Consider the following 25,175-nt stretch of genomic DNA (forward strand, 5'->3'; position numbering starts at 1 on the left):
GGACCGGCCCGCGCGCTCGGCCATCGGCGGCCGGTACCGCGGGGGTCGCGACCGGGCCGGGCGCGGTGACGTCGTCGGGCTGGTGCCTCCCGGCATGCTGAGGGGATGACACGTCGCCGTACCGAACCGGCAGAGGCAACCGCGCGGGACTACGCCGGCGCGATCTACGGCTCGCTCCTCGCCGCCTCGGTCATCGCCACAGCGGGAACGACGGGCTCCTTCCCCCGGGTCCAGCTCGTGGTCATGCTGCTCACCACCGGCCTGGTCTTCTGGATCACGCACGTCTACGTCCGCCTCGTGGGCGACCGGCTGGCCCATCAGGCGTTGTCGTGGGAGATCGTCCGCCACGAGGCACGCAAGGAATGGCCGCTCGTCCAGGCGGCGGTCCCACCGGCCGCCGCCGTGGCGGTGAGCCCCCTCCTGGGGCTCGGTGACAGCGACACCGTGTGGCTGGCCCTCGGCGTCGCCCTCGCCGAGCAGGTGATCTGGGGCACCGTGACGGTGGTGAAGGCCAGTGCCACCCGCCGTCTGATCGCCGTCACCGCTGCCGTCAACCTCGTTCTGGGGCTGGTCCTCGTCGCCGCGAAGGTCCTGGTCAAGCACTAGGGGGCGTCCCCCTAGGGCTTGATGTTCTGGTTGACGTGGAAGAGGTTGCCCGGGTCGTAGGCCCTCTTGACCTCGACGAGGCGGTCGTAGTTGGTCCTGTAGTTGGCCCGGATGCGGTCCTGGTCGTCCTCGGCCATGAAGTTGATGTAGCCGCCCTCCTCCGAGTGCGGTGCGGTCGCCTCGTAGTAGCCGCGCACCCAGGCGATGTTGGCCTCGTTGTCCGCGGGATCGGGCCACATGCCCGCGATGACCGTGGCGAACGCGGCGTCCCGGTACGCGAAGGCCGTCGCGTCCGGCGCCACCCGGTGGCAGGCGCCGTTGATGGGATAGATGTGGACGGTCGAGTTGACGACGGGTACATGCGGACCGTGCTCCAGGTGCGCCGCGATCGCCGCGTCGCTGAGCTCGGTCACGAAGTTGGCCTTCCAGTAGTGCTGCAGACCGGGCGGCACCAGCACGTCGAAGGCGCTGTTGAGCGCCGGATACGGCATGGGCCCGACGTGCTCGGCGACCACCGGGGCCAGGTCGCGGAACACCTGGACGGCACGCTCGCCCTCGTCGAGGGGGCCGGCCCAGCACGCCACGATCAGGGAGAAGGGCTGGCCGTGCCGGTCCTCCGGGATGAACGGCAGGGGCGGGGCGATCTGGAAGGCTGGGAACCCGCCCAGTTGCTCCGGGGCGTCGGCGATGATCTCGCGGAACCCGCGCAGTACGTCGCCGGCGTGCTCCAGCTCGAACAGGATCGGTCCGCCGTAGATGTGCTCGACCGGGCTGAGCCGGAACTCGAAGGAGGTCACCGCGCCGAAGTTGCCACTGCCGCCGCGCAGCGCCCAGAACAGGTCGTCGTGTTCCTCCTCGCTCGCGACGCGGAACTGCCCGTCCGCGGTCACGACATCGGCCGAGATCAGGTTGTCGCAGCTCAGCCCCAGCCCGCGGGCCAGGTATCCGATGCCGCCGCCGAGGGTGAGGCCCCCGACGCCGGTCGTGGAGATGATCCCGCCGGTGGTGGCGAGCCCGAAGGCATGCGTCGCCGCGTTGAAGTCGCCCCAGGTCGCTCCGCCTTCCGCGCGCGCCGTCCGCCGTCCGGGGTCGACGCGCACCCCTCGCATGCCGGACAGATCGGCGACGACGCCGTCGTCGCAGGTGCCGAAGCCGGGCACGCTGTGCGCGCCGCCGCGCACGGCCAGGTCAAGTCCGCCCTCGCGCGCGAAGTCGACCGCGGCCATGACGTCTCCGGCGTTGGCGCACCGTACGACGGCGGCCGGACGCCGGTCGATCATGGCGTTGTGAACCGTGCGTGCCTCGTCGTAGGCATCGCTGTCGGGGGTGATGACGTCCCCGCGCACGCGTTCCCGCAGCTTTTCCATCGAGGGATTGCCCATGGCCATCGCTCCTCGTGCGACATCGCTTGTCGCTTGGACGGGCCGGGCTCGCCACTTGGACAGGCCCACATTCCAGGCTACGCCGATGGGGGGAAGCCTCAACTCGACGGCCAGGCACGCCGGTGCGACGACGGGCGGCCCCGGCGCGCGCCGGGGCCGCCCTACGAGGGGCGGCGCGCGGCCAGGCGGTTCTCGAGGCCGTCGAAGAGGGCCTGGAGGCCGAACTCGAAGGTGTCCTCGGGCGCGGCGGCGTACTCGGCGGCGGCGGCCCCTTCGAGCCTGCTGCGCAGCCGCGGGAACTGCATCGCGACTTCGGTGGCCTGGCCCATGGCGTCCCGGAGCGCGTCCTCCGCGTTGCCGCCGTCACGGCTCAGCCGCCTGGTCAGTGAGGCCGTCGCGGCGTCGCCGGTCGCGTTGCCGAGGACGAACGTGAAGACGGTGGCCGCTGCCTGGTCCGCTTCCGCGCCGACGAATCCGGCCGCCTCGTACACGGCGAGGTTGTGGTCGTCGTGGCGCGCCTTGCCGACGCCGTAGAAGAGGTGCGAGGCGAACGCCTGCACGAACCAGGGGTGCCTGGTGAACATGGCGTGCAGGTCGGTGGCCATGGAGGTGGCCGCCGTGCGCCAGTCGACCGTGTCGAGATCGGGCAGTTTGATCTCGTCCCAGATCCGGTCGCCGGCGAGGGTGACGAGGTTGTCCTTGTTCTTGACGTGCCAATAGACGGCCGTGGCAGCCGAGTTCAGCAGCTGGCCGAGGCGGCGCATGTTGAGGCCTTCGAGGCCGTCGGCATCGAGCAGCTCGACGGCGGTGCGGACGATCTGTTCCCGGGTGAGTGTGTCGCGGGGCATGCCCCTCACCATAGGCCACACCAGAGCGACTTGCACAAAGTTCAAACCATCACTTGCACATCGTTCAAGTGATGGTCTAACGTCTTACTTGAACACAGTGCAAGTCGCTCGCCGGACCGATCAGGAGACCCCGATGAACACCTTCGCCGCCATCCTCCAGCTGCTCGTCGCCGCCGCCTTCCTGAGCATCCCGGTGGTGCGTGCCCGCTACGGGGCGAAGGCCAAGGCGGCCGCGGAGGCGGAACTGACGCGCCAGGGCGTGCCCGTCACCGTCCTCGCGGAGAACAACCTGCGGTTCGACGCCGGCGGCCACGAGACCGTGGTCCCCGTCTCGGTCTCCGCGGTCATGGTGGCCGTGGCCGGGCTCAACCTCGCCGGCAACGACTGGGGTCACCTGCTGACCTGGATCTTCTCGTCGATCGTGTTCCTCGGGAACGTCGCCATCCTCTACAGCAACCTCACCGCCGTGAAGGGCGTGGAGGCCGCCTTCAAGCGCAAGGGCGACCCGATGCTGCTGCGCATCAACGTCGCGGCCTTCCTCAAGGCGGCCGAGAACGCCTTCCCCTCCTGGACCTGGATCCTGCAGAACGTCCGCCACACCGTCGTGTTCGCCGGTTCGGCCCTCGCCCTGGTGGCCACGATCGTCGCCTGATCCGGCCGGAAAACCCCGCTCCCCCACCCACGCCCCGCCGCTCACACCTGCCGAGGAGACCCGATCATGCCTCTGTCCGTCGCCATCGCCATCGCCCTGCAGGTCCTGCTCGCCGTGACCTTCCTCATCATCCCGATCGCCGCCTGGATCCACGGAGGCGCCGCCCAGCTCGCCGCCGAGCGGGAGATGCACCGGCAGGGGCACCCGGCCGCGGTCCTGGAGCGGCACGGGATCCGGTTCAGGGAGAAGCCCTGGGAGCTCGCGCTCGCCCTGTCCATCTGCGCGATCCTGACAGCCCTCGGTTCGCTCAACCTCGCGGCGAGCGGCACCGGCCGCCTCCTGTCGTGGATCATCGAGCCGCTCGTCCTGGTCGTCGTCGGCTTCATCACCGCCGGCCAGGTGTTCGCCACCCAGTACACCGCCGCCGCCTTCAAGAGGTCCGACGACGACGCCGTCCGGAACATCGACGCCCGCGCCGTGATCGCCGCCGCGAACTCCGCCCTCCCGTCCTGGCTGCGCCCCGTGGTCCTGGTCCGCTTCCCGCTGGCGACGCTGGGCTCGGTCCTCGTCATCATCCTGCTGTCGACTCCGGCGGCCGGCGCGTACTTCGGCTGACACTCCGGCTGATACGTACACCGACAGCGCGGGGCGCGTACGTCCCCCACTCCGCAGAGCCCCGCAGAGAGCCCCAGGCCGACGGCCCGGGGCTTCCTTGCTGTCAGGAGTGCCCTGGGGCGGCTGTTACCGAATTGTCTTCATTCCGGATACAACGACCGCACCCCCGCCGCCGTCTATCAGACGGAATTCACACCATGCGCGGATAGGAGCCGACAGCAGTGGGGGACACACGCCGACGAGGAGTCGTCGCACTCGGGATCACCGCGCTGGTGGTTCCGCTCACCCTGACCATGGGGACCACGACCGCCCAGGCGGCTTCGTGCACCACGCAGACGGGGGCGTATCAGAAGCAGGTCGAGAAGTTCCTCGGCCGCCCGGTGGACGGGAAGCAGTCGGCCGCCGACTGCAAGGCGATCCAGGCCTTCCAGACGAAGCACTCCATCAGCCCGAACGCCGGGCTGGCGGGCCCCGTGACCTGGGGCGTCATGGATCTCATGAACAAGCAGAAGGCCGTCGGGAAGACCCCGGACAAGGCCGGAAAGTGCCCGGTGAACAAGGGCCGCATCGCCTGTGTCGACCTGACGCTCCAGCTCAGCTGGATCCAGGACGGCAAGAAGCTCGTGTACGGGCCGGTCCCGGTGCGCACCGGCCGTGACGGGTACGAGACCCGCACCGGTCTGAAGAAGGTCTACTGGCGCAACATCGACCACGTGTCCAGCCTGTACGACGTGCCGATGCCGTACAGCCAGTTCTTCGACGGCGGTCAGGCCCTCCACTCGGTCGGCATCAGCGTCTGGGCGCCGCCCGGCTCGCACGGCTGCGTGAACATGACCAGGACCGACGCCGCCAAGTACTGGAGCCTGCTCCGCAACGGCGACGAGGTGTTCGTCTACGGGCGCAAGCCCGGCACCTGATCCCGGTCCTGGTCCCGCCCCCGCCGGGAGCGCCACCGGTGCACGTACCAGAGCGCGCCCACGGCGACGGACGCCGAGATCAGGGCGATGCCGAGGACGGGCCAGGTGCTCCCGGCCAGGCGGATGTCCATGACCACGGTCAGCAGGATCAGGCCCAGGGGCACCAGGAGAGTGGCCACGGCTCGCAGGGCCCCGCCCAGCTGGGCGGGGTTCAGCCGGGACCGGCGGCGCGGCGTGACCGCCGTGCCGCCGAAGTAGAAGACCGTGGCGCGGGCCAGGAGCTGGGCGGTGGCCCGCTGGTACGAGACCGCCATGTAGGGGAGCCAGACCAGGGGCGCGACCATGCCCACCAGCAGGACCGCGACGAGCAGCGTCCACGCGCCGATCCGGCTCCACAGGCTCGGCGGGCCCTCCGGCCGCTCCGGGGTGACCAGCCCCAGCAGCCGTGCCATGCGCGTCGTGACGTCCCACAGCGCCGTCAGCCGGGTACCGCCCTTCTTCGCCGCCCGCGCCGGCTTCGCGGGGGTGCGGGTCAATGCCTCCCGGGCCTGGTCCGTGTCCCCGTACACACCCTGGACGACGAGCAGCTCGGCTGCCCGCTCCAGGTCCGTCGCGTCGCGCCCGTCCAGTGCGGCGAGTTCCAGGATCGTCCGGGCCTGGCGCAGTGCCGCCGCGCAGAACGCGACAGGGATGAAGACGAGGAAAGGCCCTCCGACGAACGCTCCCTCCGTGACGGTGGCGTGCATGCCCCGGGAGACCACCCGCGCGCGCAGGACGCCCGGATCGGCGTCCGGACGGTCCTCGCGCAGCCGCGCCACGCTCCGGCCCGCGGGCGGGCCCATGTGCCGGACGGCGAACCGGGCCAGCAGCTCGGGCAGGTGCCTGGGGTCGGCGAGTATGGACCTCAGGAGGGAACGGGGGAGTGAGACTTCCCGCTCGTTCACGGCGGGCTCCTTCCCTGCGGACTCCTCCCCTCTCCACCCTGCCGGACGTGCGAGGAGACGGCACGCCGGACGGACGGCGATCCCACGGACCGGCGACCGACGGACCGGCGACCGACGGACCGGCGCCCGACCGACCGGCCGTCAGCCGTCAGCCGTCAGCCGAGGAAGTGGAAGCCGGGCCGCGGGTGCATGAGGAACTCGTGGTGCGAGATGTTCCACGCGTACGCGCCCGCGAGGGCGAACGCCACGCGGTCGCCCGCCCGCAGCCCCGGCGCCGGGACGCGCCGGGCGAGCACGTCCTTCGGCGTGCACAGCTGGCCGGTCAGGGTGACCCGGTCCCGCCGGGCGGCCGGGCGCGGCCACGGATGCGGCCAGTCCTCGACCCGCAGGACCGAGCAGGGCTGGTCATGGCCCTTGGTCGCGGGGGTGCGCAGGTGGTGCGTGCCGCCCCGGACGACCGCGAACTCCTCGCCGTGGCTGTGCTTCACGTCCAACACCTCGGTGGCGTACCAGCCGCAGTACGCGCTCAGCGCCCGGCCCGGCTCGATGCGCAGGGTGAGGTCCGGGTGGGCGCCGGCGAGCCGGGCGAGGCCCTCGCCGTACGCGCTCCAGTCGAAGCGCCGCCGCGGGTCGGCGTAGTCGACGGTCATTCCCCCGCCGACGTTCACCTCGGCGAGGCGGACGCGGTGGCGGGCGGCCAGGCCGACGGCCCAGGTCACGACGGACTCGGCGACCGCGAGCTGTTCGGGGGCGGGCAGCCCGCTCGCCAGGTGGGCGTGGACTCCGAGCAGTTCCAGGTGCGGGTAGGTGCCGTCGGTGAGCAGGCGGACGGCCGTGTCCGCCTCGGACGGGTCGATGCCGAACGGGGTCGGGCGGCCGCCCATCGTCAGGGAGCTGCCCGCCAGCGAGGCGGCGGACAGGGGGAGGTTGAAGCGGAGCAGGACCCCTGTCCGCGCCCCGTCCGGCGCGCTGCGCGCGGCGAGGTCCGCCAGCATGTGGAGCTCGTACACGCTCTCGACGTGGAAGCGGGCGACGCCGAGCTCCAGCGCGGCCGTGATCTCCGCCGGGGTCTTGCCCGGACCGCCGAAGGCGAGCGGGCGGCCCGGCACCGCCTTGGCGACGTGGGCGAGCTCGCCGCCCGACGAGACCTCGTAGCCGTCGACGTACGGCCCGAGGGCGGCCAGGATCTCCGGCTCGGGGTTGGCCTTGGCGGCGTAGTACATCTCGACGCGGCCGGGCAGGGCGGCCCGTACGGCGGCGGCGTGGTCGCGCAGCGCGGCCAGGTCGTAGATGTACGCGGGCAGTTCGGCGCGGGCCAGGGCGAGGACGCGGTCCCGTACGGCGGCGGTCGTCATGGGGCGCTCCTGGTGGTCGGTACGGCGGCCGGGGCCAGCGGTGAGGGCAGAGGGACGTAACCGGCCTCGCGGTCGGCCTTGCGCTCCCAGCGGGTGAGCAGGTTCGCCTTGGCCGGCAGGGGTGCTCCGGCGAGCAGGGCGGCCAGCCGCGGCGGGCGGCCGTGGCGGTCGGCGTACTCCTGGAGGGTGGCGCGGACCCGGTCCCACAGGGCCGCCTCGGTCTCCGGGTGGAGGTCGGCGAGGGCGGCGAGCAGTTCGGCGACGTGGTTGACCAGCAGGCAGTAGACGACCCGGTCCCAGCCGCGCCGCGCGTCGTACGTCATGGCCCCGGCGACCTCGGGGGGCAGCGCGGCGAGGGCCTCCGCGTGGTGCCCGGGAAGGAGTTTGGTGCCCTCCATGTCCCGGAAGACGACCTGGGCGGGCATGCCGTCCTCGTCGACGCACACGAGCACGTTCTGCAGATGCGGCTCCAGGACGAGGCCGTGGTCGAAGTAGGCCGCCAGGACAGGCGGCAGGAGCAGCTTGAGGTACGCCTCCCACCAGTCGAGGGCGGCGGACGGACCGGCCCCGGCGACGAGCCGGGAGATGTGGGCGGGGCCGGTCGGGTACTCGTCGGCGACCGCCGCGGCGAGCAGCGGGGTGGTGCCGGGCATGAGGCGGGCGGACAGGCCCTCCCGCACGATCACGCCGAAGCCTTCGAGCAGGGCGCGGTCGGGGCGGTCGCCGGGGCCGGGCAGGGCGAGGCTGCGGTAGGCGGGCTCGCGCAGGACGACGCTGCCGGGGAAGCGGCGGGCCAGGCCGGTCAGGACGGGCTCCAGCAGCCGGGTGAGCGCGACGGCGCCGGACAGTTCGTAACTGGCGTTCTTGCGCAGGCAGTTGGTGATGCGGACGTTCAGGCTGAACTTGAGGAACGTCTCGCCGTCGTACAGGGTGCGCACGGACGCGGTGGCGGCGAAGGGCCTGCCGCCGGGCCCCAGGTCGAGGATGTCCCCCCGCGCCGACGCCGCGCGCAGCGCCGGGTGTTCGGCGAGCATCGCGTACTGCCACGGGTGCGCGGGCAGCAGCCGGTAGCCGTCCGGCACGTCGGGCCGCAGCCGGTCGAGCACGTCGGCGGCGCCGTCCACGGCCGTCTCCTGCGTGACCAGGTGCTCGCGGACGGCGAGGTGCCGCAGGGGGAAGGCGGCTCCGGTCTCGGGCGCGTACGACAGCCAGGAGGCGGTGTCGCCGGTGCGGGCCTTGGGGGTGGGGTGGAAGCGGTGGCCGAAGAGGAGGGACTGCTCGGATGCGAGGTAGCGGCCGCCGTCCGGGACGGACCGTGCGGCGCGAGTGGCTCTTGCGGCTCGTGCGGCGAGCGCGGCGGACACGGCCTGGTGGCTGGAGTCGATCTGGGCCAGGAACTCCTCGTTGCGTACGCCCGTACGGAGCGACAGCTCGTCCTGGACGTGCTCGGCGAGCCGCCGCCACCCGGTCCGCGCCCAGCCGCCGCCTCCGCTCCGCGCCCACACCGGTCCGGTGAACCGGTGCGCGCCGATCAGGGACGTACGGCGCAGGGCGACGCGCAGCGTCACGCCGCGGCGCGGAAGGGTCACCAGCAGGTGGCCGTCGGCGACGGCCGTCCGGCGCTCGGGGCCGGACACTTCGCGCAGCAGGCAGTTGAGGAGGGTGTGGGCCACGGCCTCGCCGGCGGTGGGCATCATCGCGGACCGTCCGTGGGGCGGTCGGTGGACAGGTCGGCACGCCGGTCGGCGGGCCGGTCGCCGGGCCGGTCCGCAGGACTGTCCGTACGCCGGTCCGTGGACCGGTCGGCACGCCCGGCCGTGGGCCGGTCCGCGGGCCCGCTCGTACCCCGGTCGACGGGCCGGTCCGCGGACCAGTCGGCACGCCCGCTCGTACCCCGGTCGACGGGCAGGTCCGTGGACCAGTCGGTACGCCGGTCGACGGGCCCGTCCGCGGGCCCGTCCGTACGACGCAGGTAGTTGGGGCCGGTCGTGTAGTGCTTGTTGATGTCGGCCGCGCCCGAACGCTCCTTGCTGAGCAGCGTCCCGGCGGTGACCATCGCCTTCACCGGCAGCTCCGCCGCGTCCAGGACCCGGTCGCGCAGGACCGCGCCGGGCTCCCCCGGCCCCGTGCCGAGGCGGGCGACGGCCTCGGCCAGCCGGTCGCGTACGAGCCCCAGCAGCGCCGCCAGCGGCGCGCGGCCGTGCCGGGCGAGCCCGAAGGCGGGGGCGCCCGCGCACAGATGGACCGTGATCGTGGCGAACAGGTCGGTGATCGGGCCGTCGTCCTCGGCGAAGATCCGGGCGTCGTCGAAGTCGGACGGGTCGGGGGCGTCGGCCCCCAGGGCCCGGCGCATGCGCGCGAGGTTGACGCGAGGGCCGTCGTTGTCCTTGAGCAGCAGCCGCAGGCCGTCCCCGTCCAGGACGAGGGAGATGTTCTGCTGGTGCGACTCCAGCGCGATGCCGTAGCCGAAGAGCGTGGTCTGCCAGTCGAAGAGCAGCGTGAGACAGGCGTCGAGGAGCGCGACCGGGTCACCGCCGTAGAAGCGGTCGGCGAGGTGGTCGATCAGCAGCCGCCCGCCACCGGGGCCTTCGGCGAGCAGCCCGGCCAGGGGCACGACGACGGCGTCGTCCAGACCGGCCGGGTAGCGGCGGCACAGCACGGCGAGGAGCTCGTGGCCGGCGTGGGCGTGGACCGTCTCGTCCGCGAGGAGCACGGTGTCGCGGAAGCGCGGCTCCCGGGCGATCACGGTCTCCAGCAGGCGCTGGCAGGCCGCGCCGTCGACGAGGGTGCCGGGCTTGATCGTCCGCCGGTTGCGCAGGCCCAGGGTGGCCGTCGCGAGTGGCAGCTTGAGGTGCAGGGCGGGGTCGGCGGCGAGTGCGACCGTGCGCATCGACAGCGTCGGTACGGCTTCGAGGTACGGGTGCTCGGCGACGACGACCCGGTCCTCGAGGCCCGTGGCCCGCAGCGCCTCCCTCAGCGGCGCGCCGGCCGTGAGCGGGTGGACGGGCAGGGCGAGGTGGCTGTGGAACAGCTCCGGCAGCCCGAGGATCGCGGGCGTGGGCCAGCGGCCCGGGAGCCGGCCGGTGCCTCCCGGCACGGTGAGCGCCTCCCTCGGCACGGCGATCCAGCGCAGCGCGAAGCGCGGATGGAACTCGGGGGCGTACGCCCGCAGCTGCTCCTCGCGGAAACCGGTGCGCCCCCGCGCGGTGGGGTACACGGGGTGGTCGAGCCGGGCGGCGAGGGCGTCGTGCGCGAGCCCGCCGACGAGCCCGGTCCAGTCGGCGGGGTCGTCGCCGTGGCGGGCGGTGAGACGGGCGGTGACCGCCTCCCGGGTGCGGGTGTGCAGCCTCATGGCCAGGAGCGTCTGGCGGCACTCCTCGGCGAAGGCCACGAACCCGTTGCGGTCCACTGGCGCGGCGAGCGCGCTCAGGGCGCCGAGGACCTCGCCGTACGAACCGAGCTCCCGCCCGTCCGACTCCCGTACGACCAGCGGCAGCCGGGCCGCGTACGCGCTCTGGAAGCCGTCGTCGGTGACGGGGAGAAGGAGGGCGTCGCCGCCATGGGGAGGCCCGGCGTCGGCGACGCCGGGCGGGCGCGCATCGCCAACGGAAAAACCGCCGTCGCCCCCGCCGGGCAGGCGCGGGGTGCCTTCCCGCCGCGAGCGGCCCGCCGCAACCTCACCGCCGTGGCGAGGGCCGCCGCCGGCCGCGCCCGGGAAGCCGTCCCGCCGCGAGCGGCCCGCCGCAACCTCACCGCCGTGGCGAGGGCCGCCGCCGGCCGCGCCCGAAAAGCCTTCCCGCCGCGTGCGGCCCGCCGCAACCTCACCGCCGTGGCGAGGTCCGCCGCCGGCCGCGCCCGGGAAGCCGTCCCGCCCCGGGCGACCCGCCGACGCTTCGGCGTCGTGGCGGGACCCGGGATCGGCCGCGTCCCGCGGGCGCGGGAAGCCGTCGGCGCGCCGGGCGGTCGCGGGGAGGGGCAGGCGCAGCCAGCGGCCGTCCGGCAGGTCCAGGGGCGTGCTGCGGGTGCGCAGGCCGAGGACGTCCTCGCGGAGCAGGGTGCTGAGTACGCGCAGCAGCAGCTGCGCCTCGTCGGCCGACGCCTTCACGGGACGATCTCCCAGCTCCGGGCGGCGAGGAAACCTGCCGCGACCCGGTCGACCGCCCCCTGGTCGGTGCCGGTGGCACGCAGCACGCCGAGGTAGTCGCGGTTGGTGTGGTGCAGCGCGTGGCGCTCGCCGGTATCCCTCAGGGGGCGGTACGTCAGCTTCACGCCGCCCACGGTCAGCTCGGCGGCCGCCGGTGCGGCCGTCAGCGTTCCCGCCCGCCCGGCGCACGGGTACTCGATCCGGGCGGCTCCGTCGGTGCGGGCGCCGAGGTCCCCGGGCAGCGGCTCGCCCAGATGCGTGCGCAGGATGTGCTCGAAGAGCGGGATGTCCAGCAGCTCGGCCAGCAGCAGATCGCACTGGTCGCCGATGGCGCGGTAGTTGACCTCTATGACGCGGGCGCGCCCCTCGTGCACCACGAACTCGGTGTGGCAGGCGCCGAAGCCGACGCCGAGGGCGTCGAGCTGCGCGAGGACCTGCGCGGTGACCGGCTCGGGGTGGGCCGGGACGAAGGTCATCCGCTGCTCGATGAAGTACGGCGGCGCGGACAGCTCGGTGCGGAAGCCGCCCAGGACGTGGCGGACGCGGCCGTCGCCGAGCGTCTCCAGCGTGAACAGCTCCCCGTCCAGGTACTCCTCGACGACCAGCGCCTCCCCCGGTCGTCGCGCCTGGATCTCCCGGCAGCGCCGTACGAGCTCCCCGGCGTCACCGGCCAGCACCACGTCCTCGCTGGCCACGCCCTCACGGGGCTTGACGACACAGGGGTACGGAACGTCGGGGCCGGTCAGCGCCGCGGCCGGGTCCCGCCCGGCGGGCAGCTCCCGCGACCACACGGTGTCGGCGCCGGTCGCGGCGAGATGGCGGCGCATGTGCGCCTTGTCCTTGGTGCGCAGGGCGGCCTGCCAGCTCTTGGCGGGGAGACCGAAGTAGTCGGCGGCCAGGGCGGCCTGGGTCTGCAGGTGGTCGCTGTTGGTGAAGACCGCGTCGGGCGCGTGGTGGGCCGCCATCCGGGTGATGACGGCGCGGAAGTCGCGTACGTCGCACGGAAGGACCTCGACGTCCCGGTCCGGGCAGGCGCGGCGGTGGGCGTCGGGCTGGTCGGTGAGCACGGTGACGTCGAGGCCGAGCCGGGCCGCGGCGGGGAGGAAGCCTTCGGTGACCGAGTCGGTGGGGTTGCGGGCGAGCAAGTACAACCGCATGGACCGCGGCCCCTTCCGATACGTCGTGCAACCACTCATCAGCCAGGGTCGGGCAACCTCGGCGTTCAACTGCCGTCCCAACCAAGGAGCATGATAGCTAAGGTAAGGCTTACCTATATCGCACCGCCACGCCCGAAGGAGTGCCGATGATCACGGCTCCGGCCACACCCCCGGCCCCGACGCCCGTGAGCGCGGCCTCTCTCCTCGCCCGCACCTATCGGCGTCTGACCGCCACGTGCGATGTGCTGAACGTACACATCGCCCCGGCCCGGCCCGAAGGCCACCCCGAGGTCCGTCCCGAGGCCGGCCCGGAAGGCCGTCGCGAAGGCCATCACGAACGGCGCCCCGAAGGCCACCTCGCAAGCCTGCCCGAAACCCCGTTCGACGGCGAGGAACTGACGACGAGCCAAGAGGCCCTGGACGCCTTCGTCGACGCCGAGGCCGCCCGTATCCGGGAAGCTCACGGACACCCGCCCCGCCCGGACGTCGCCGCGTCCCGCGCGCTGCACGACTACCTCTGGTCCGTCAGCCTGCTGATGAGCGGCCCCTGGTACCTGGAGCGACGCGTGCCGCGCATCCGCCCCCGCCAGATACGGGTCGACCTCGCGACGGGCGGCTACGGCCTCCACCCGGGCTCCGGCTTCGCCTGCCTGCCCGGCGACCCCGCCGCGGGCGCGCCCGGCGTCCGCGTCCTCGCCCACGAGGAGGCCCTGCGCGCCGAGTTGCGGGCCGCCGTCGCCGACCACATGGAGCCCCTGCTGACCGCGATCGGCCCGCGCGTCCGGCGCGGGCCGAGGGCTCTGTGGGGCATGGTCAGCGACGACCTGGTCTCCGGGATCTGGTACCTCGGGCGGGCGCTGGGCCAGGAGGAGCGTGGCGTACGGGCCGCGACCGAGCTGCTTCCGGGCGGCAGCGGGCCGTTCCCCGGGGGTGCCGGGTTCCGGCGGCTGACGGGCCGCGACGGGCGACCGCACCCGACCCGCACCCGTCTCGGCTGCTGCATGTACTACACCCTCGACGCGGCCCGCGCCTGCCTGACCTGCCCGAGGACCTGCGACGCGGAGCGTCTGCGCCGACTGGAGGACGACGACTGACGGTCGATGACTGGTGACTTCAGTGGCTGTCGGCGGCGGACGCGAGCACGCGGTCGAGGTCCAGGTCGCGGCCGCGCAGCCGGTAGCTGTCGCCCCTGAGCGTGATGATGTCGGCGTGGTGGGCGAGGCGGTCGATCATGGCGAAGGTGACCGGGCTGTCGCCGAATACGTCCGTCCAGCGGCCGAAGGGCTTGTCGCTGGTGACGACGAGCGAGGCGCGCTCGTAGCGGTGGGAGACGAGCCGGAAGAACAGATTGGCCGCCTCGGCCTCGAACGGCACGTACCCGACCTCGTCCACGACGAGCAGCGCGTACTCGTCCAGCCCGGCCAGCTCGTCGCTCAGCCGGCCCGCGGCGTCGGCCTCGGCCAGCCGGGCCACCCACTCGGCGGCCGTGGCGAACTGCACCCGGTGCCCCGCGCGGCAGGCCCGCATCCCCAGGGCGATGGCGAGGTGCGTCTTCCCGGTGCCGGGCGGGCCGAGGAAGACCGCGTTCCCCTTGGCGGCGACGAAGTCCAGCGTCCCGAGGCGGGCGATGGTCTCCCAGTCGACGGACCGCTGGTGGTCGTCGTCGAACTCCTCCAGCAGCTTGCGGGCGGGGAAACCGGCGGCGCGGACCCGGGCCTCGGCGCCGGAGACGTCGGCGGCCTCCCGCAGGGCCGGGGTGGTCCGGGGCTCGCCCGTGCTCTGTGCGGGGAAGATCTCGCGCGCCACGACGGTGTCGCCGGTCGCGTCCTGGACAAGGGCGGCCCATTCCACCGGGACCGGCGAGCCGGCCTGAATCCCCCGGCGCGGGCCGGGAGCGTCGGCAGCGTGCGCCTTGTGGTGGCCGTGGGTGTCCATGGGCCCCGACATGTAGGCGAGGATCCCCGCCGAGGCGATGAACGCCATGTGGATCACGGTCCCCCACAGCAGGGAGTGCTGGGAGGTGTGGTCCACGTCGACGAACATCTGGAGCAGGTGGACCGAGGAGATGCCCACGATGGCGGTGGCCAGCTTCACCTTCAGCACGTTGGAGTTGACGTGCGAGAGCCACTCGGGCTGGTCGCGGTGCCCCTGGAGGCCGATGCGCGAGACGAAGGTCTCGTAACCTCCGACGATCACCATGATCAGCAGATTGGCGATCATCACGACGTCGACGAGCTTGAGGACCGCGAGCATGACGTGGGTCTCGTCCACGTGGCCGCTGACGACGTGCAGCACCAGGTGCCACAGCTCGTTGAAGAACTTGTAGACGTACACGCCCTGCGCCGCCACCAGGCCGAAGTACAGCGGCGCCTGGAGCCAGCGGGTGGCGAACAGCGCGTAACCGAGCGAAGGAGCGGCGTAACTCCTGATGTCCGGCTTGGGTGAGGCAGACGTGGCATGACCCAGCAACGGGATCTCCAGCGGTGACGTAGCGGCTGACGGGCGCGGCGCGCGGACATGCCTTCAACGACCTGGAGAGGGACGGCGTCACGGACGGCTCGGCGGACGACGTCCGGGCAGCGTCAGGCACGGCTCGGCGGACGACGTCCTGGCAGCCTCAGGCACGGCTCGGCGGACCTCGTCACGCACGCGTCACGGACGGCTCGGCAGACGGCGTCGGCGGCAGCCCCGGGCGGCGGCCAGCAGCGCCTGGACGTGGTCCCCCACCTGGGCGGGGTCGCCCACGGTGGCCGGGAAGGGGAGGCGCACGTCGCTGTGGCTGACGGCGTGTTCGAGCCGGAGGGTCAGGCCGTGGCGGTCCAGGGCCAGGGGCCACACGCGGGTCACGCCGAACAGCAGCCGCTGGTCGACCAGGCGGGCGAGGAGTGCCAGGACGTCCCTGTGGCCGTCGACGAGATGGGTGAGCATGCCGGCTTCGTAGCCCGCCAGTACGTCGGGCCGGGCCAGGGCGAGTTCGTCGAGGCCGACGGTGACCGTGCCCGCCGCCGTTTCGAGTTCGGCGTGCGCGGGGTCCAGGCGCAGCTCGACGGTGTCCGGATCCACAATGCCCTCGGACTCCCGGCCGCTCCGCGTCAGCCACCCGGCGAGGGTCACCCGGGCGCGCACCCTGTCCCGTACGGCGACGGGCGCGACGTCGGTGAACTTCAGCAGCGAGGACAGGGAGCCGCGCGGCGCCAGGGCCACCTCGGCGGCCAGTCGGCAGTCGGCGGGCACGCGCAGCACGAGACGGCCGTCGGCGTCGACGGCATGCAGACCGCCGCCGACGAGGTCGCTGGTGTGCGTGTCGGTGACCACCGTCAGCGAATCCGCCGCGGCCAGTACCGTACGGATCCGCTCCGCGTTCGTCGGCTCTGCCGTGCGGTCGTCGTCCACAGCCATCCGAGGCTCCTCGTCAGTTAGGTTAGGCATGCCTAACCTTAGGGGCTATGGCTCCTCGATGACCAGCCCCCCGCCCCAGGGAAGGAGCGCGCCGCATGGCGACCCTCCGGGAGAGAGCGCAGTATCGGGGGTGAGGCGAGAGCGCCGGCCGGTGTGCGCCGGTCCCGGCGCTGGAGGTGATTCGCACGATGAAGCTGCCCACCCTCCGCCGTGACGACTCCGGCGCGGGCACCACCGCCCCGGGCGCGACGAGCGCGGCCGATGCGGGCCTGCTCCTGCTGCGACTGGCCGTGGGCCTGATCCTGGCCGGGCACGGCGCCCAGAAGCTGTTCGGCTGGTTCGGCGGGCCGGGCCTGGACGCGACGGGGAAGGCGTTCGCCCAACTGGGCTACGAACCCGGCACCTTCTTCGCCGCCCTGGCGGGCATCTCCGAATTCCTCGGCGGCCTGGGCCTGGCCATCGGCCTGCTCACCCCGCTCGCCTCGGCGGCCCTGATCGGGACCATGATCAACGCCATGGCGATCGCCCCCGACATCAGCCTGTGGTCCGAGGAGAGCGCCGCTTTCACCTACCCCATGCTCCTCGCCGTCGGCGCGCTCACCGTCGCCGCCGTGGGTCCGGGCCGCCTCTCGCTGGACCTGCCCTTCCCCTGGCGCGACGGCGGCTGGGGCCCGGCGGGCTTCGCGCTGATCGCGGGGGGCGTCGGGGCCGCCATCGTGCTGGCGCTGGCGGCGTGACCGCCGGCCGCTGATCACCTAGGGACGTCCCACAGCTCGGTGCTGTGCGCGCGCACCAGCACGCCGATGCGTTCCAGCACCTCCCCGGCCGGCAACGGCTCCAGGCGGCGCCCGTCCGCAGCCGTACGGCGACCCGGTCGTCCGCCGCTTCCCTGACACCGATCACCCGCCTGGTAGGGGACGAGCCGCGCGGCCCGGACGGGGCGCCCAGGGTGCCGTGCGTCATGACCGGCCGGTGCCTGCCGCCGTCGGGGCCGACTGGTCGGTCAAACGGGCCCGCGCGCGGCCCTCCCGGGTCATGGCCATGCTGATCGTCATCACGGGCCTGGCCTCGGCCCTGCTCGACAACGTCACCACCGTGCTGCTGATCGCGCCGGTGACCCTGCTCGTCTGCGAGCGGCTCGCGCTGCCGGTGGCACCCTTCCTGATCGCCGAGGTGCTGGCGTCCGACATCGGCGGGCATGGCGGCCCTCGTCGGCGACCCGCCGAACATCATCATCGCCAGCCGGGCGGGCCTCACCTTCAACGACTTCCTCGTCCACCTCGCACCGCTGTCCGCCCTGCTGATGCTGGTGCTGATCGCGCTGTGCCACCGGATGTTCCGGACGGCCCTCCGGTACGACGAGGACCGCGCGGCCGACGTGATGGAACTGGAGGAGCGCGAGGCCATCCACGACCCCGTGCTGCTGGCCCAGGGCCTGGTCGTCCTCACCCTCGTGATCGCCGGATTCGTCCTGCACCCGGTGCTGCACTACGAGCCCAGCATCGTCGCCCTCCTCGGCGCCGGTCTGCTGGTGGGCCTGTCCACCGCGCGGACCGGGGACGTGCTCGGCGGGGTCGAATGGCCCACCCTGGCCTTCTTCGGCGGGCTCTTCATCATGATCGGCGGGCTGATCGAGACCGGCGTGATCGGCCAGGTGTCCCAGGCCCTCGCAGGCGCCATCGGCGACAACGAGTTCGCGGGCAGCATGCTGATGCTCGGCACCTCCGCCGTGCTGTCCGGCGTCATCGACAACATCCCGTACCTCGCGACCATGGCGCCCATCACCAGCGAACTCGTCACGACGATGGACGGCTCCGGGGACCACGTCCTGTGGTGGGCCCTGGCCATCGGCGCGGACCTCGGCGGCAACGCCACCGCGATCGGCGCCAGCGCCAACGTCGTCGTCCTCGGCATCGCCGAGCGCAACCGCACCCCGATCTCCTTCTGGCAGTTCACCAAGTACGGGCTCGTCGTCACCGCCGTCACCGTGACGATCTCGGCCGCGTACATCTGGCTGCGCCACTTCGCGACGGCCTGACCCCGGCGGGGCGCGGGACAATGGAGGCGGAGGACACGCCTGCCGCCACGGAGAGGCGGGACATTCCGGTGCCGTACATAGCTGTCACCGCTCTGAGCCACGTCGGGCTGGTGCGCGAGCACAACGAGGACAGCCTCGTCGTCGGGCCGTGGACGCTGTGCGCCACGGTGACCGAGAACCCGCAGACGCTGCTGTTCCCCCTCGGCACGCCACTCGTCGTCGCGGTCGCCGACGGCCTCGGCGGGCAGCCCGCCGGTGAGGTCGCCAGTTCCCTCGTCGTCCGGCAGCTCGCCACGCTCGGTCCCTCACTGGACGGGGAGGAGACCGTGCGCGACGCGCTGACCCTGTGCAATCACGCCGTGTACGCGGCCGCCGACGGCGACCCGGAGCTGACCACCATGGGGACCACGGTCGCCGGGGCCGTCGTCCTGCCGGACGCGGTGCTCGCGTTCAACGTGGGCGACAGCAAGGTGTACGACGCGACGAAGGACGGGCTGCGCCAGGTGAGCGTGGACGACAGCCCGCCGCCGGCGCCGGGGCGGCGCACCACGTCGGCGGTGACGCAGACGATCGGCGGCGGCCTCACCTTCACCGGCATCACCCCCCACATCACGGCCTTCGCGCTCGCCCCGGGCGACCGCTACCTCCTGTGCACCGACGGGCTGACCGACCCGGTTCCGGACGAGGCGCTGGAGGAGCTGCTGCGGGTGCACGACGACGGCCGGGCCGCCTTCGAGCTGTGGAAGGCGGCGATCGAGGCGGGCGGTCCGGACAACATCACACTCGCGGTCCTGCGCATCAGCGAGTGATCACGCGACGCGGACGGCCACCGCCCGGCCGCCGACGAGCCCGTACGCCGCCCCTACTCCGCCGAACCCGTACGCCGCCCGGCCGCCGCTGCACCACGTACGCCGCCCGGCCGCCGCTGCACCCGTACGGCGTCAGCGGATGACGCGGTACCGCACGTGGGTGACCTCCCGCGCGTCGACCACCCGGTCCGGCTCCAGCTCCAGGTCCGTGTCGACGCCGTCGAACAGCCGGACGCCTCCGCCGAGTACGAGGGGCGCGAGGTGGATCTCCAGGTCGTCGACCAGCCCGGCGTTCAGGAACTGCCGGACGGTGTCCGCGCCGCCCGCGATCTGTACGTCCTTGTCCCCGGCCGCGGCTCCGGCCAGGGCGAGGGCGTGCTCGATGCCCTCGGTGACGAAGGTGAAGGTGGTGCCGCCCTGCCGGGCCCAGGGTTCGCGGGGCGTGTGGGTGACGACGAAGACGGGGGCGCGGAAGGGCGGCGGGTCGGGCCAGCCGGCCTCGCCCTCGTCGAACATCCGGCGCCCCATGACGTACGCCCCGGCGCGGGCGAAGTTCGCCTCGACGACCTCGCCGGAGACGTTGGTGGTACCGCCGCTCATGCCCAGCCGCTCGCGCCAGGCCCCCACGTCGTACATCCACCGGTGGATGCGCGTGCCGCCGTCGCCGAGCGGATTGCCGGGCCGGGCGTTCGGCCCGGCGACGAAGCCGTCCAGGGACACCCCGAGACTGGCGAACACCTTGGTCATGCCTCCAGGGTGCGGTGCCCGCCATCGGGCAGCATCCCGGCGCGCGGCACGCCGCTCGGGCCTGATCCGAAGGACAGGCCCTAACGGGTGAGTGCCAGGACGAGGACGAGGACGAGCAGGGCCACGGCGGCCACGGCCGAGCCGAGCTTGAGGAAATGCCTGATCCGCTGCGGCGAGGGATACGGGAACACCTCGTTCCCGGACCGCCCGGGAACGAGGTAGAAGACCCGGTCCGGATCGGCGGGCACCTCGACGCGGGCCAGCGGCAGATGCCGCAGGACCACCCGCCGCGCGACCTCTCCCTCCCGCCTGCCGAGCCGGGCCACGATGGCCTTGACGTGCGCCGGGTCCAGATCGGCGGGCAGCTTCTCGCCGTCGTCCAGGACGGCTTCGCGCCACCGGCCGGAGCTCTCCGCCCACTGCCGTACGAGGAACGGCGGGCGCTCCTCGGGCAGTCTCACCCGGTCCGTGTCGCCGCGGCGCTCGATGACCGCGCCCGTCCAGCTGGTCAGACGGCCGGTGCCCGCGCACACCTCGTGCCGGACCGTGCCCTTCCCTCCGCAGTCCTCGCAGTCGACGAACCCGTTCCCCCGGCAGTCGGCGCACTCCGTGCTCCCGCGCCCCGCGCACCCGGGGCACGCCGCCCGCGGCCTGCCGCACCGCACGCAGTCGACGCGCTCGTCGGCGCCGGGCGCGCTGCGGCCCGCGTACGGGTGGCCCCGCGGGTGGCCGGTGCCGTGGCACCGGACGCACGGGTCGGTGCCCCGGCAGGCCGCACACGGCCTGGTGGGTTCGCACGGGCGCCGCTTGCTGCCCCGGCACAGCTGGCAGCGCCATCTGCCGTTGCCGCATTCGCAGGTCTGCTCGCGCGCCGAGCCCGCGCGTACCAGCTCCAGCTTCTCCCCGCGGGCCGGGTCGGACGGCGGGGGGACACGGTGCCCCGCCAGGCTGGTGTACTCCGGGCGGCCGGAGAGGTCGACCCTGCCGGGTTCCTCCCGGTGCCCCTCGCTGCGCGTCTCCAGAGACCGGATGATCTCGCCGTCGAGGATCGAGTGCCAGGTGATCCGCGCGCTGCCGGGGGCGCCGAGGTCGAGCGGGGTGCCACGACCGGACAGATGGCGTTCGACTGCCTGGAGTATGTCGTCGCCGGGGAGCCTCCCGGGCACGGCCTCGGCCAAGGCGTTCTCCCTGTCGACGGTTCGCGGTACGCGATACGCGATACGCGATACGCGGTGTCGGCAGGATAAGAGGCCTCCCACGGGCCATCAAGCGCCTTTCACAGAGCGCCTGTTGGTCCGGGAAGCGGGGTCTGCGGGGCCGCCGGGGGCGGGAGTTCCGCGGTGGTGCGCGCCAGGAGTGCGCCCGAAGGACCGGCGGAAGACGTCGATGAAGGCGCTGCTGGACGCCCAGCCGCACCGGTGGGCGACGACCGTGACCGGGGTGTCCTCGGCCAGCAGGCGCAGGGCGTGGTGCAGGCGCAGCTGGGTGCGCCATTGCGGGAAGGTCATGCCGAGTTCGGCTCTGCACAGCCGGGTCAGCGTGCGGTCGCTGACGCCGGCCACCGCGCCGAGTTGCGCCAGCGTCCGGTTGTCGGCCGGGTTCTCGCGGAGGACGGCGCAGACGGCGACCAGGCGCGGGTCCTTGGCGGCGGGTACGTGCACGGGCTGCTCGGCCGAGTGCCGCAGCTGGTCGAGCAGGACGGCCCGCAGGCGGCGGCGTTCGGCGGTGAGGTCGGCGGGATGCTCCGTGTAGGCGATGATCAGCTCGCGCAGCAGCGGGCCGACGCCGATGACCGCGGGCCGGTCCAGGCCCAGCGGGTTGTCCCGCACCGGCAGTCCCACCAGGTGGAGGTCGGTGTCACCGTAGGCGCGATGCTCGTGGACCGTTCCGGCCGGGATCCAGATCGCCCGGGTGGCGGGCGCGATCCAGCTGCCCGCGTCGGTGGTGACCGACAGCATGCCGCGGCCCGCGTAGACGATCTGGTGCTCGTCGTGCCGGTGGGCGTCGATTCCGGTACCGGCGGGCAGGGGGCGAAGGCCTGTCGTAGCGTGCGGAGCGTGGCGGATTTCCGGCATCGGTTGGCACTTTAACGGAAGCGGGACAGCTCCTGCGGCGCCGATCATCGAGGGGTGACGGCAGACTCGATCCCCCCTCTCGCAGAGCTGAGGAAGCGTCGGAGCGCCAAATGGCGGACCTTCCCGGACGACGTCCTTCCGCTCCCGGTCGCGGAGATGGACTTCCCTCTGGCGGCCCCGGTCGCCAAGGCCCTTCACGAGGCCGTCGACCGGTCGGACACCGGCTACGCGGCACCGACCCGTGACCTCGCGGACGCGGTCAGCGGCTACGCCCGGCGCGCCTGGGACTGGACGGTCGACGCCGACGACGTGCGTACCGTGGCCGACGTCGGTATCGGCATCGTCGAGGTCCTGCGCCGCGTCGTCGCCCCCGGCGACCGCGTGGTGATCAGCCCGCCGGTGTACGAACCGTTCGCCTGGTGGATACGCGAGGTCGGGGCCCAGGTCGTCGAGGCACCGCTCGCCGGAGGGCCGCTCAGGTGGCGGCTCGACCTGGACGCCCTGGAACGCGCCTTCGCCGACCACCACGCCACGGCGTACGTCCTGTGCAACCCGCACAATCCCGTCGGCCTCGTGCACCCGCGCGAGGACCTCGTCGCGCTCGCCGAGCTGGCCGACACGTACGGCGTCCACATCCTCTCCGACGAGATCCACGCCCCGCTCGTGCTGCCGGGGTCCGCGTTCATGCCGTTCCTTTCGGTGTCGGACGAGGCGAGACGCTGGGGATTCTCCTTCCTGTCCGCCAGCAAGGGCTGGAACCTGGCCGGGCTGAAGGCGGCCACCGTGATCACCGCCGACCCGGCACCGAAGCGGTACGTCGACCGCCTGTCACCGCACTCGCTCTTCCGCACGGGGCACCTCGGGGTGATCGCCACGGTGGCCGCGTTCAACGAGGGCGACCAGTGGCTGGCCGATGTCGTCGACGTCCTCGACCGCAACCGGACACTGCTGGACGAGTCGCTGACGCGGCTGCTCCCCGGCGTCCACTGCGCACCACCGCAGGCGGGCTTCCTCGCCTGGATCGACTTCCGCGCCCTGGGGTGGGGCGACGACCCCGCGGCGCACATCCTGGCCACCGCCAGGGTCGCGCTGAACGCCGGACACCGGTACGGCTCCGCCGGCGCCGGGTTCGCGAGGCTGAACTTCGGCTGCTCGCCGCAGACCCTCACCGAGGCCCTCACCCGCATCGCGGCGGTCCGCCCGCTCAGCCGGTGAACCCGAGCACCGGGGCCCCGTCGACCGGCAGCTCCGTCGGCAGGCCCACCGCCCCCGCGGCCTCGGCCGTACCGAACCAGGGCGTACGCAGGCGCTCCCGGACGTCGCGCGCGCACCATGGAGGCATGGACCGCGACATCGGGGATATCGGGGACATCAGCGCGCCCGCGCGGCTGGCCGGGACCGGCGAGGGCATCAGCCCGCAGGAGCTGGCGCTCGCGGCCCGTAACCACGGCATGCCGCTGGAGGCGCTGCGGTACGACCTCACCCCGCCCGGTCTGCATTACGTCCTCGTCCACTACGACATCCCGTACGTGGCCGACGCGGGCGGCCGGCGGCTCACCGTCGGCGGCCTGGTGCGCAGGCCCCTCGCGCTCGATCTCGACTCGCTGCGGTCCTACGAGGCCGTCACGCTCCGCGTCACGATGGAGTGCGCGGGCAACGGCCGCGCCCTGCTCAGCCCCCGCCCGGTCAGCCAGCCCTGGCTGGTCGAGGCGGTCGGCACGGCGGAGTGGACCGGGGTGCCGCTGCGGGTGCTGCTCGCCGAGGCCGGGGTCGGGCCGGACGCCGTGGAGGCGGTGTTCACCGGGGCCGATCACGGCGTCGAGCGCGGTGTGGAGCAGGACTACCGGCGCAGCCTGCCGCTGTCGGTGGCCACCGGGGACGATCCGGACGTGCTGGTCGCGTACGAGATGAACGGCGCGCCGCTGCCGCCGCAGCACGGGTATCCGGTGCGGCTGGTCGTACCCGGCTGGTACGGGATGGCGCACGTGAAGTGGCTGCGGGACATCACGCTGACGGACACCCCGTTCACCGGGTTCCAGCAGTCGGTGGCGTACCGCTACCGCCTGACCGCCGAAGGACCGGGCGAGCCGGTGACCCGGATCGCCCCGCGCGCGCTGATGATCCCGCCCGGCTTCCCCGACTTCATGTCCCGGGCCCGCGTCGTGCGCCCCGGCCGGCTGGGCCTGGAGGGCCGGGCGTGGTCCGGTTACGCCCCGGTCGTCCGGGTGGAGGTCAGCGTGGACGACGGCCGGAAGTGGCACGACGCCGCGCTGGACGCGCCGGAGGACCGGCCCTGGGCCTGGCAGCACTGGCACACCGCGTGGACGGCCGCCCCGGGCAGCCATGTCCTCGTCGCCCGCGCCACCGACGCCGAGGGGCGTACACAGCCTGTGGAGCAGCCGTGGAACCGCGGTGGGTTCGGCAACAACCTCGTCCAGCGGATTCCCGTGCTGTGCCTCCCGGAGAGTTGACCAGTTGACCTTCAAGTGGCCTGAACTCCCACAATCGCCGCCATGGATCCCGTGAACGACGAGCGGCTGCTGAGCATCAGCGCCTTCGCACGGCGCGTCGGGCTCTCGCCCAGCGCCCTGCGCTTCTACGACGACTGCCAGGTGTTCCCGCCCGCGTACGTGGACGGGGTGACCGGCTACCGCTACTACGGCCCGGAGCAGGAGGAACGGGGCCGGCTGTTGCGCGGACTGCGGGAGGCCGGGCTCGGGCTCGGCGAGGTGGGCGTGGTGCTGGACGGGAGCCCGGACGAGGCGCGGGCCGTGCTGGAGCGGTACCGGGAGGCGGTACGGACCCGGGCAAAGGCCGCGGACGCGACCATCGCCGGGCTGCTGGAAGAGGCGGACCGGGTACGGGTGGGCGGGGCCGAGTTCGCCGGTGCCGTACGGCAGGTGGTGCCCGCGGCCGGGCGGGGCGGGGAGCACCCGGTGCTGGGGTGCGTCCTCGTGGAGATCGAGGACGGTGAGCTCCGGCTGGTGGCCACCGACCGGTACCGGCTGGCGATGCGCGTACTGCGGCCGCTCGCGGTGTCGGGGTCCGCGCGCCGGCTGCTGGTGGAGGCGGGGGCGATGGCCGGGATCGGGGCGTGGGCCGCGCGGTCCGCCGAGGTGACCATCGAGGGGGACACGGTGCACGGGGAGGACGGCAGCCGCGAACTGCCGTGCGTGGAGGGCGAGTTCCCCGCGTACCGCGACATGCTCGCGGCTCTCGCCCCACCCGCGCACCGGGTGATCGTGGACCGGCTCGCGCTGCGCGACGCCGTGGAAGGCCTCGACGGGCCGTTCGTCCTGGGCATCGGCGAGGACGAGATCGTCGCCGGGCCTGTCGCCGGGGCGGACGCTGGGGACGATGCCGAGGACGACGCCGGGGTCGCCGCCGGGGCCGATGCCGAGGACGACGCCGGGGTCGCCGCCGGGGCCGATGCCGAGGACGACGCCGGGGTCGCCGCCGGGGCCGATGCCGAGGACGACGCCGGGGC

The 25,175-nt window shown here is 73.3% G+C and carries 23 protein-coding genes and 2 pseudogenes; 12 read left to right on the plus strand and 13 right to left on the minus strand.

From position 1 onward, the window contains the following. The first annotated feature begins 105 nt into the window (after nt 1-105). Entirely contained in the window at nt 106-606 is a 501-nt protein-coding gene (locus ABT342_RS23240) for a hypothetical protein (RefSeq protein WP_351577007.1), read from the plus strand. An 11-nt stretch (nt 607-617) separates the two neighbouring features. Here ABT342_RS23240 and ABT342_RS23245 read toward each other — a convergent pair whose 3' ends face one another. Together ABT342_RS23245 and ABT342_RS23250 are read right to left on the minus strand one after the other, a co-directional pair. Next, nucleotides 618-1,988, minus strand: coding sequence for an FAD-binding oxidoreductase (locus tag ABT342_RS23245; RefSeq protein ID WP_351577009.1), 1,371 nt, complete (start codon nt 1,986-1,988; stop codon nt 618-620). 161 nt (nt 1,989-2,149) lie between these two features. After that, entirely contained in the window at nt 2,150-2,836 is a 687-nt protein-coding gene (locus tag ABT342_RS23250) for a TetR/AcrR family transcriptional regulator C-terminal domain-containing protein (RefSeq protein WP_351577011.1), read from the minus strand. A 133-nt stretch (nt 2,837-2,969) separates the two neighbouring features. On the opposite strand from ABT342_RS23250, the gene ABT342_RS23255 reads away from it, so the two are divergent. The 3 genes from ABT342_RS23255 to ABT342_RS23265 all read left to right on the plus strand — a co-directional run bounded on the left by ABT342_RS23255 (nt 2,970) and on the right by ABT342_RS23265 (nt 5,020). Beyond that, on the plus strand, nt 2,970-3,488 hold the full coding sequence (locus ABT342_RS23255; RefSeq protein ID WP_351577014.1) for a hypothetical protein: 519 nt from the start codon (nt 2,970-2,972) through the stop codon (nt 3,486-3,488). 66 nt (nt 3,489-3,554) lie between these two features. After that, complete coding sequence (locus ABT342_RS23260; RefSeq protein ID WP_351577017.1) at nt 3,555-4,103, plus strand: hypothetical protein; 549 nt, start codon at nt 3,555-3,557, stop codon at nt 4,101-4,103. Between the two features lie 221 nt (nt 4,104-4,324). Then, nucleotides 4,325-5,020 carry a L,D-transpeptidase gene (locus tag ABT342_RS23265; RefSeq protein ID WP_351577020.1) on the plus strand — a complete coding sequence of 232 codons (696 nt, stop codon included), beginning with the start codon at nt 4,325-4,327 and terminating at the stop codon, nt 5,018-5,020. Here the strand turns inward: ABT342_RS23265 and ABT342_RS23270 are convergent. The 5 genes and pseudogenes from ABT342_RS23270 to ABT342_RS23290 all read right to left on the minus strand — a co-directional run bounded on the left by ABT342_RS23270 (nt 4,996) and on the right by ABT342_RS23290 (nt 12,620). After that, nucleotides 4,996-5,964, minus strand: coding sequence for a hypothetical protein (locus ABT342_RS23270; RefSeq protein ID WP_351577023.1), 969 nt, complete (start codon nt 5,962-5,964; stop codon nt 4,996-4,998). The two genes, ABT342_RS23265 and ABT342_RS23270, sit on opposite strands and share 25 nt — an antisense overlap. A gap of 155 nt (nt 5,965-6,119) precedes the next feature. Continuing rightward, nucleotides 6,120-7,319 carry a type III PLP-dependent enzyme gene (locus ABT342_RS23275; RefSeq protein ID WP_351577026.1) on the minus strand — a complete coding sequence of 400 codons (1,200 nt, stop codon included), beginning with the start codon at nt 7,317-7,319 and terminating at the stop codon, nt 6,120-6,122. After that, nucleotides 7,316-9,016 carry an IucA/IucC family protein gene (locus ABT342_RS23280; protein ID WP_351577029.1) on the minus strand — a complete coding sequence of 567 codons (1,701 nt, stop codon included), beginning with the start codon at nt 9,014-9,016 and terminating at the stop codon, nt 7,316-7,318. The genes ABT342_RS23275 and ABT342_RS23280 overlap by 4 nt, the downstream gene beginning before the upstream one ends. 266 nt (nt 9,017-9,282) lie before the next feature. Beyond that, nucleotides 9,283-10,956 (minus strand): annotated as a pseudogene (locus ABT342_RS23285) (IucA/IucC family protein); the annotation flags it as partial. A gap of 464 nt (nt 10,957-11,420) precedes the next feature. Beyond that, complete coding sequence (locus tag ABT342_RS23290) at nt 11,421-12,620, minus strand: ATP-grasp domain-containing protein (protein WP_351577035.1); 1,200 nt, start codon at nt 12,618-12,620, stop codon at nt 11,421-11,423. Between the two features lie 146 nt (nt 12,621-12,766). Between ABT342_RS23290 and ABT342_RS23295 the strand changes: the two genes are divergently transcribed. Next, the gene (locus tag ABT342_RS23295; RefSeq protein WP_351577038.1) at nt 12,767-13,714 is read left to right on the plus strand and encodes a (2Fe-2S)-binding protein; all 948 of its coding nucleotides are present in this window, start codon (nt 12,767-12,769) and stop codon (nt 13,712-13,714) included. A 19-nt stretch (nt 13,715-13,733) separates the two neighbouring features. On the opposite strand, the gene istB is transcribed toward ABT342_RS23295, so the two are convergent. Beyond that, nucleotides 13,734-15,086 carry an IS21-like element helper ATPase IstB gene (gene istB, locus ABT342_RS23300; RefSeq protein ID WP_502965594.1) on the minus strand — a complete coding sequence of 451 codons (1,353 nt, stop codon included), beginning with the start codon at nt 15,084-15,086 and terminating at the stop codon, nt 13,734-13,736. Between the two features lie 186 nt (nt 15,087-15,272). Then, nucleotides 15,273-16,019 carry a DUF2470 domain-containing protein gene (locus tag ABT342_RS23305; protein ID WP_351577044.1) on the minus strand — a complete coding sequence of 249 codons (747 nt, stop codon included), beginning with the start codon at nt 16,017-16,019 and terminating at the stop codon, nt 15,273-15,275. A 188-nt stretch (nt 16,020-16,207) separates the two neighbouring features. Between ABT342_RS23305 and ABT342_RS23310 the strand changes: the two genes are divergently transcribed. The 4 genes and pseudogenes from ABT342_RS23310 (at nt 16,208) to ABT342_RS23330 (ending at nt 18,866) form a co-directional block, all read left to right on the plus strand. Then, nucleotides 16,208-16,756, plus strand: a complete 549-nt coding sequence (locus ABT342_RS23310; protein ID WP_351577047.1) for a DoxX family protein — start codon at nt 16,208-16,210, stop codon at nt 16,754-16,756. 304 nt (nt 16,757-17,060) lie between these two features. After that, nucleotides 17,061-17,150 (plus strand): annotated as a pseudogene (locus tag ABT342_RS23320) (hypothetical protein); the annotation flags it as partial. Nucleotides 17,151-17,217: 67 nt separating this feature from the next. Beyond that, nucleotides 17,218-18,057, plus strand: a complete 840-nt coding sequence (locus tag ABT342_RS23325; protein WP_351577050.1) for an SLC13 family permease — start codon at nt 17,218-17,220, stop codon at nt 18,055-18,057. Nucleotides 18,058-18,125: 68 nt separating this feature from the next. Next, entirely contained in the window at nt 18,126-18,866 is a 741-nt protein-coding gene (locus ABT342_RS23330) for a PP2C family protein-serine/threonine phosphatase (protein ID WP_351577100.1), read from the plus strand. 132 nt (nt 18,867-18,998) lie between these two features. Here the strand turns inward: ABT342_RS23330 and ABT342_RS23335 are convergent, their stop codons facing one another. From ABT342_RS23335 to ABT342_RS23345, 3 genes are all read right to left on the minus strand, one after another. Continuing rightward, entirely contained in the window at nt 18,999-19,613 is a 615-nt protein-coding gene (locus ABT342_RS23335) for a dihydrofolate reductase family protein (protein ID WP_351577053.1), read from the minus strand. 80 nt (nt 19,614-19,693) lie between these two features. Further along, complete coding sequence (locus ABT342_RS23340) at nt 19,694-20,791, minus strand: hypothetical protein (protein WP_351577056.1); 1,098 nt, start codon at nt 20,789-20,791, stop codon at nt 19,694-19,696. Between the two features lie 87 nt (nt 20,792-20,878). After that, nucleotides 20,879-21,688 (minus strand): AraC family transcriptional regulator, encoded by an 810-nt coding sequence (locus tag ABT342_RS23345; RefSeq protein WP_351577059.1) that lies wholly within the window; start codon nt 21,686-21,688, stop codon nt 20,879-20,881. Between the two features lie 54 nt (nt 21,689-21,742). Here ABT342_RS23345 and ABT342_RS23350 point away from each other — a divergent pair, with 54 nt between their 5' ends. Next, nucleotides 21,743-22,903 (plus strand): MalY/PatB family protein, encoded by a 1,161-nt coding sequence (locus tag ABT342_RS23350; protein ID WP_351577062.1) that lies wholly within the window; start codon nt 21,743-21,745, stop codon nt 22,901-22,903. On the opposite strand, the gene ABT342_RS23355 is transcribed toward ABT342_RS23350, so the two are convergent. Then, a complete protein-coding gene (locus ABT342_RS23355) occupies nt 22,893-23,030 on the minus strand; it encodes a hypothetical protein (protein WP_351577065.1) in 138 nt (45 codons plus the stop codon). The two genes, ABT342_RS23350 and ABT342_RS23355, sit on opposite strands and share 11 nt — an antisense overlap. Here ABT342_RS23355 and ABT342_RS23360 point away from each other — a divergent pair. After that, entirely contained in the window at nt 23,029-24,159 is a 1,131-nt protein-coding gene (locus tag ABT342_RS23360; RefSeq protein WP_351577068.1) for a sulfite oxidase, read from the plus strand. The genes ABT342_RS23355 and ABT342_RS23360 overlap by 2 nt on opposite strands. A 42-nt stretch (nt 24,160-24,201) precedes the next feature. After that, the coding region (locus tag ABT342_RS23365; protein ID WP_351577071.1) for a DNA polymerase III subunit beta family protein at nt 24,202-25,175 on the plus strand (974 nt) is incomplete at its 3' end.

Source organism: Streptomyces sp. NPDC000410, assembly GCF_040300305.1.
GTDB lineage: Bacteria > Actinomycetota > Actinomycetes > Streptomycetales > Streptomycetaceae > Streptomyces.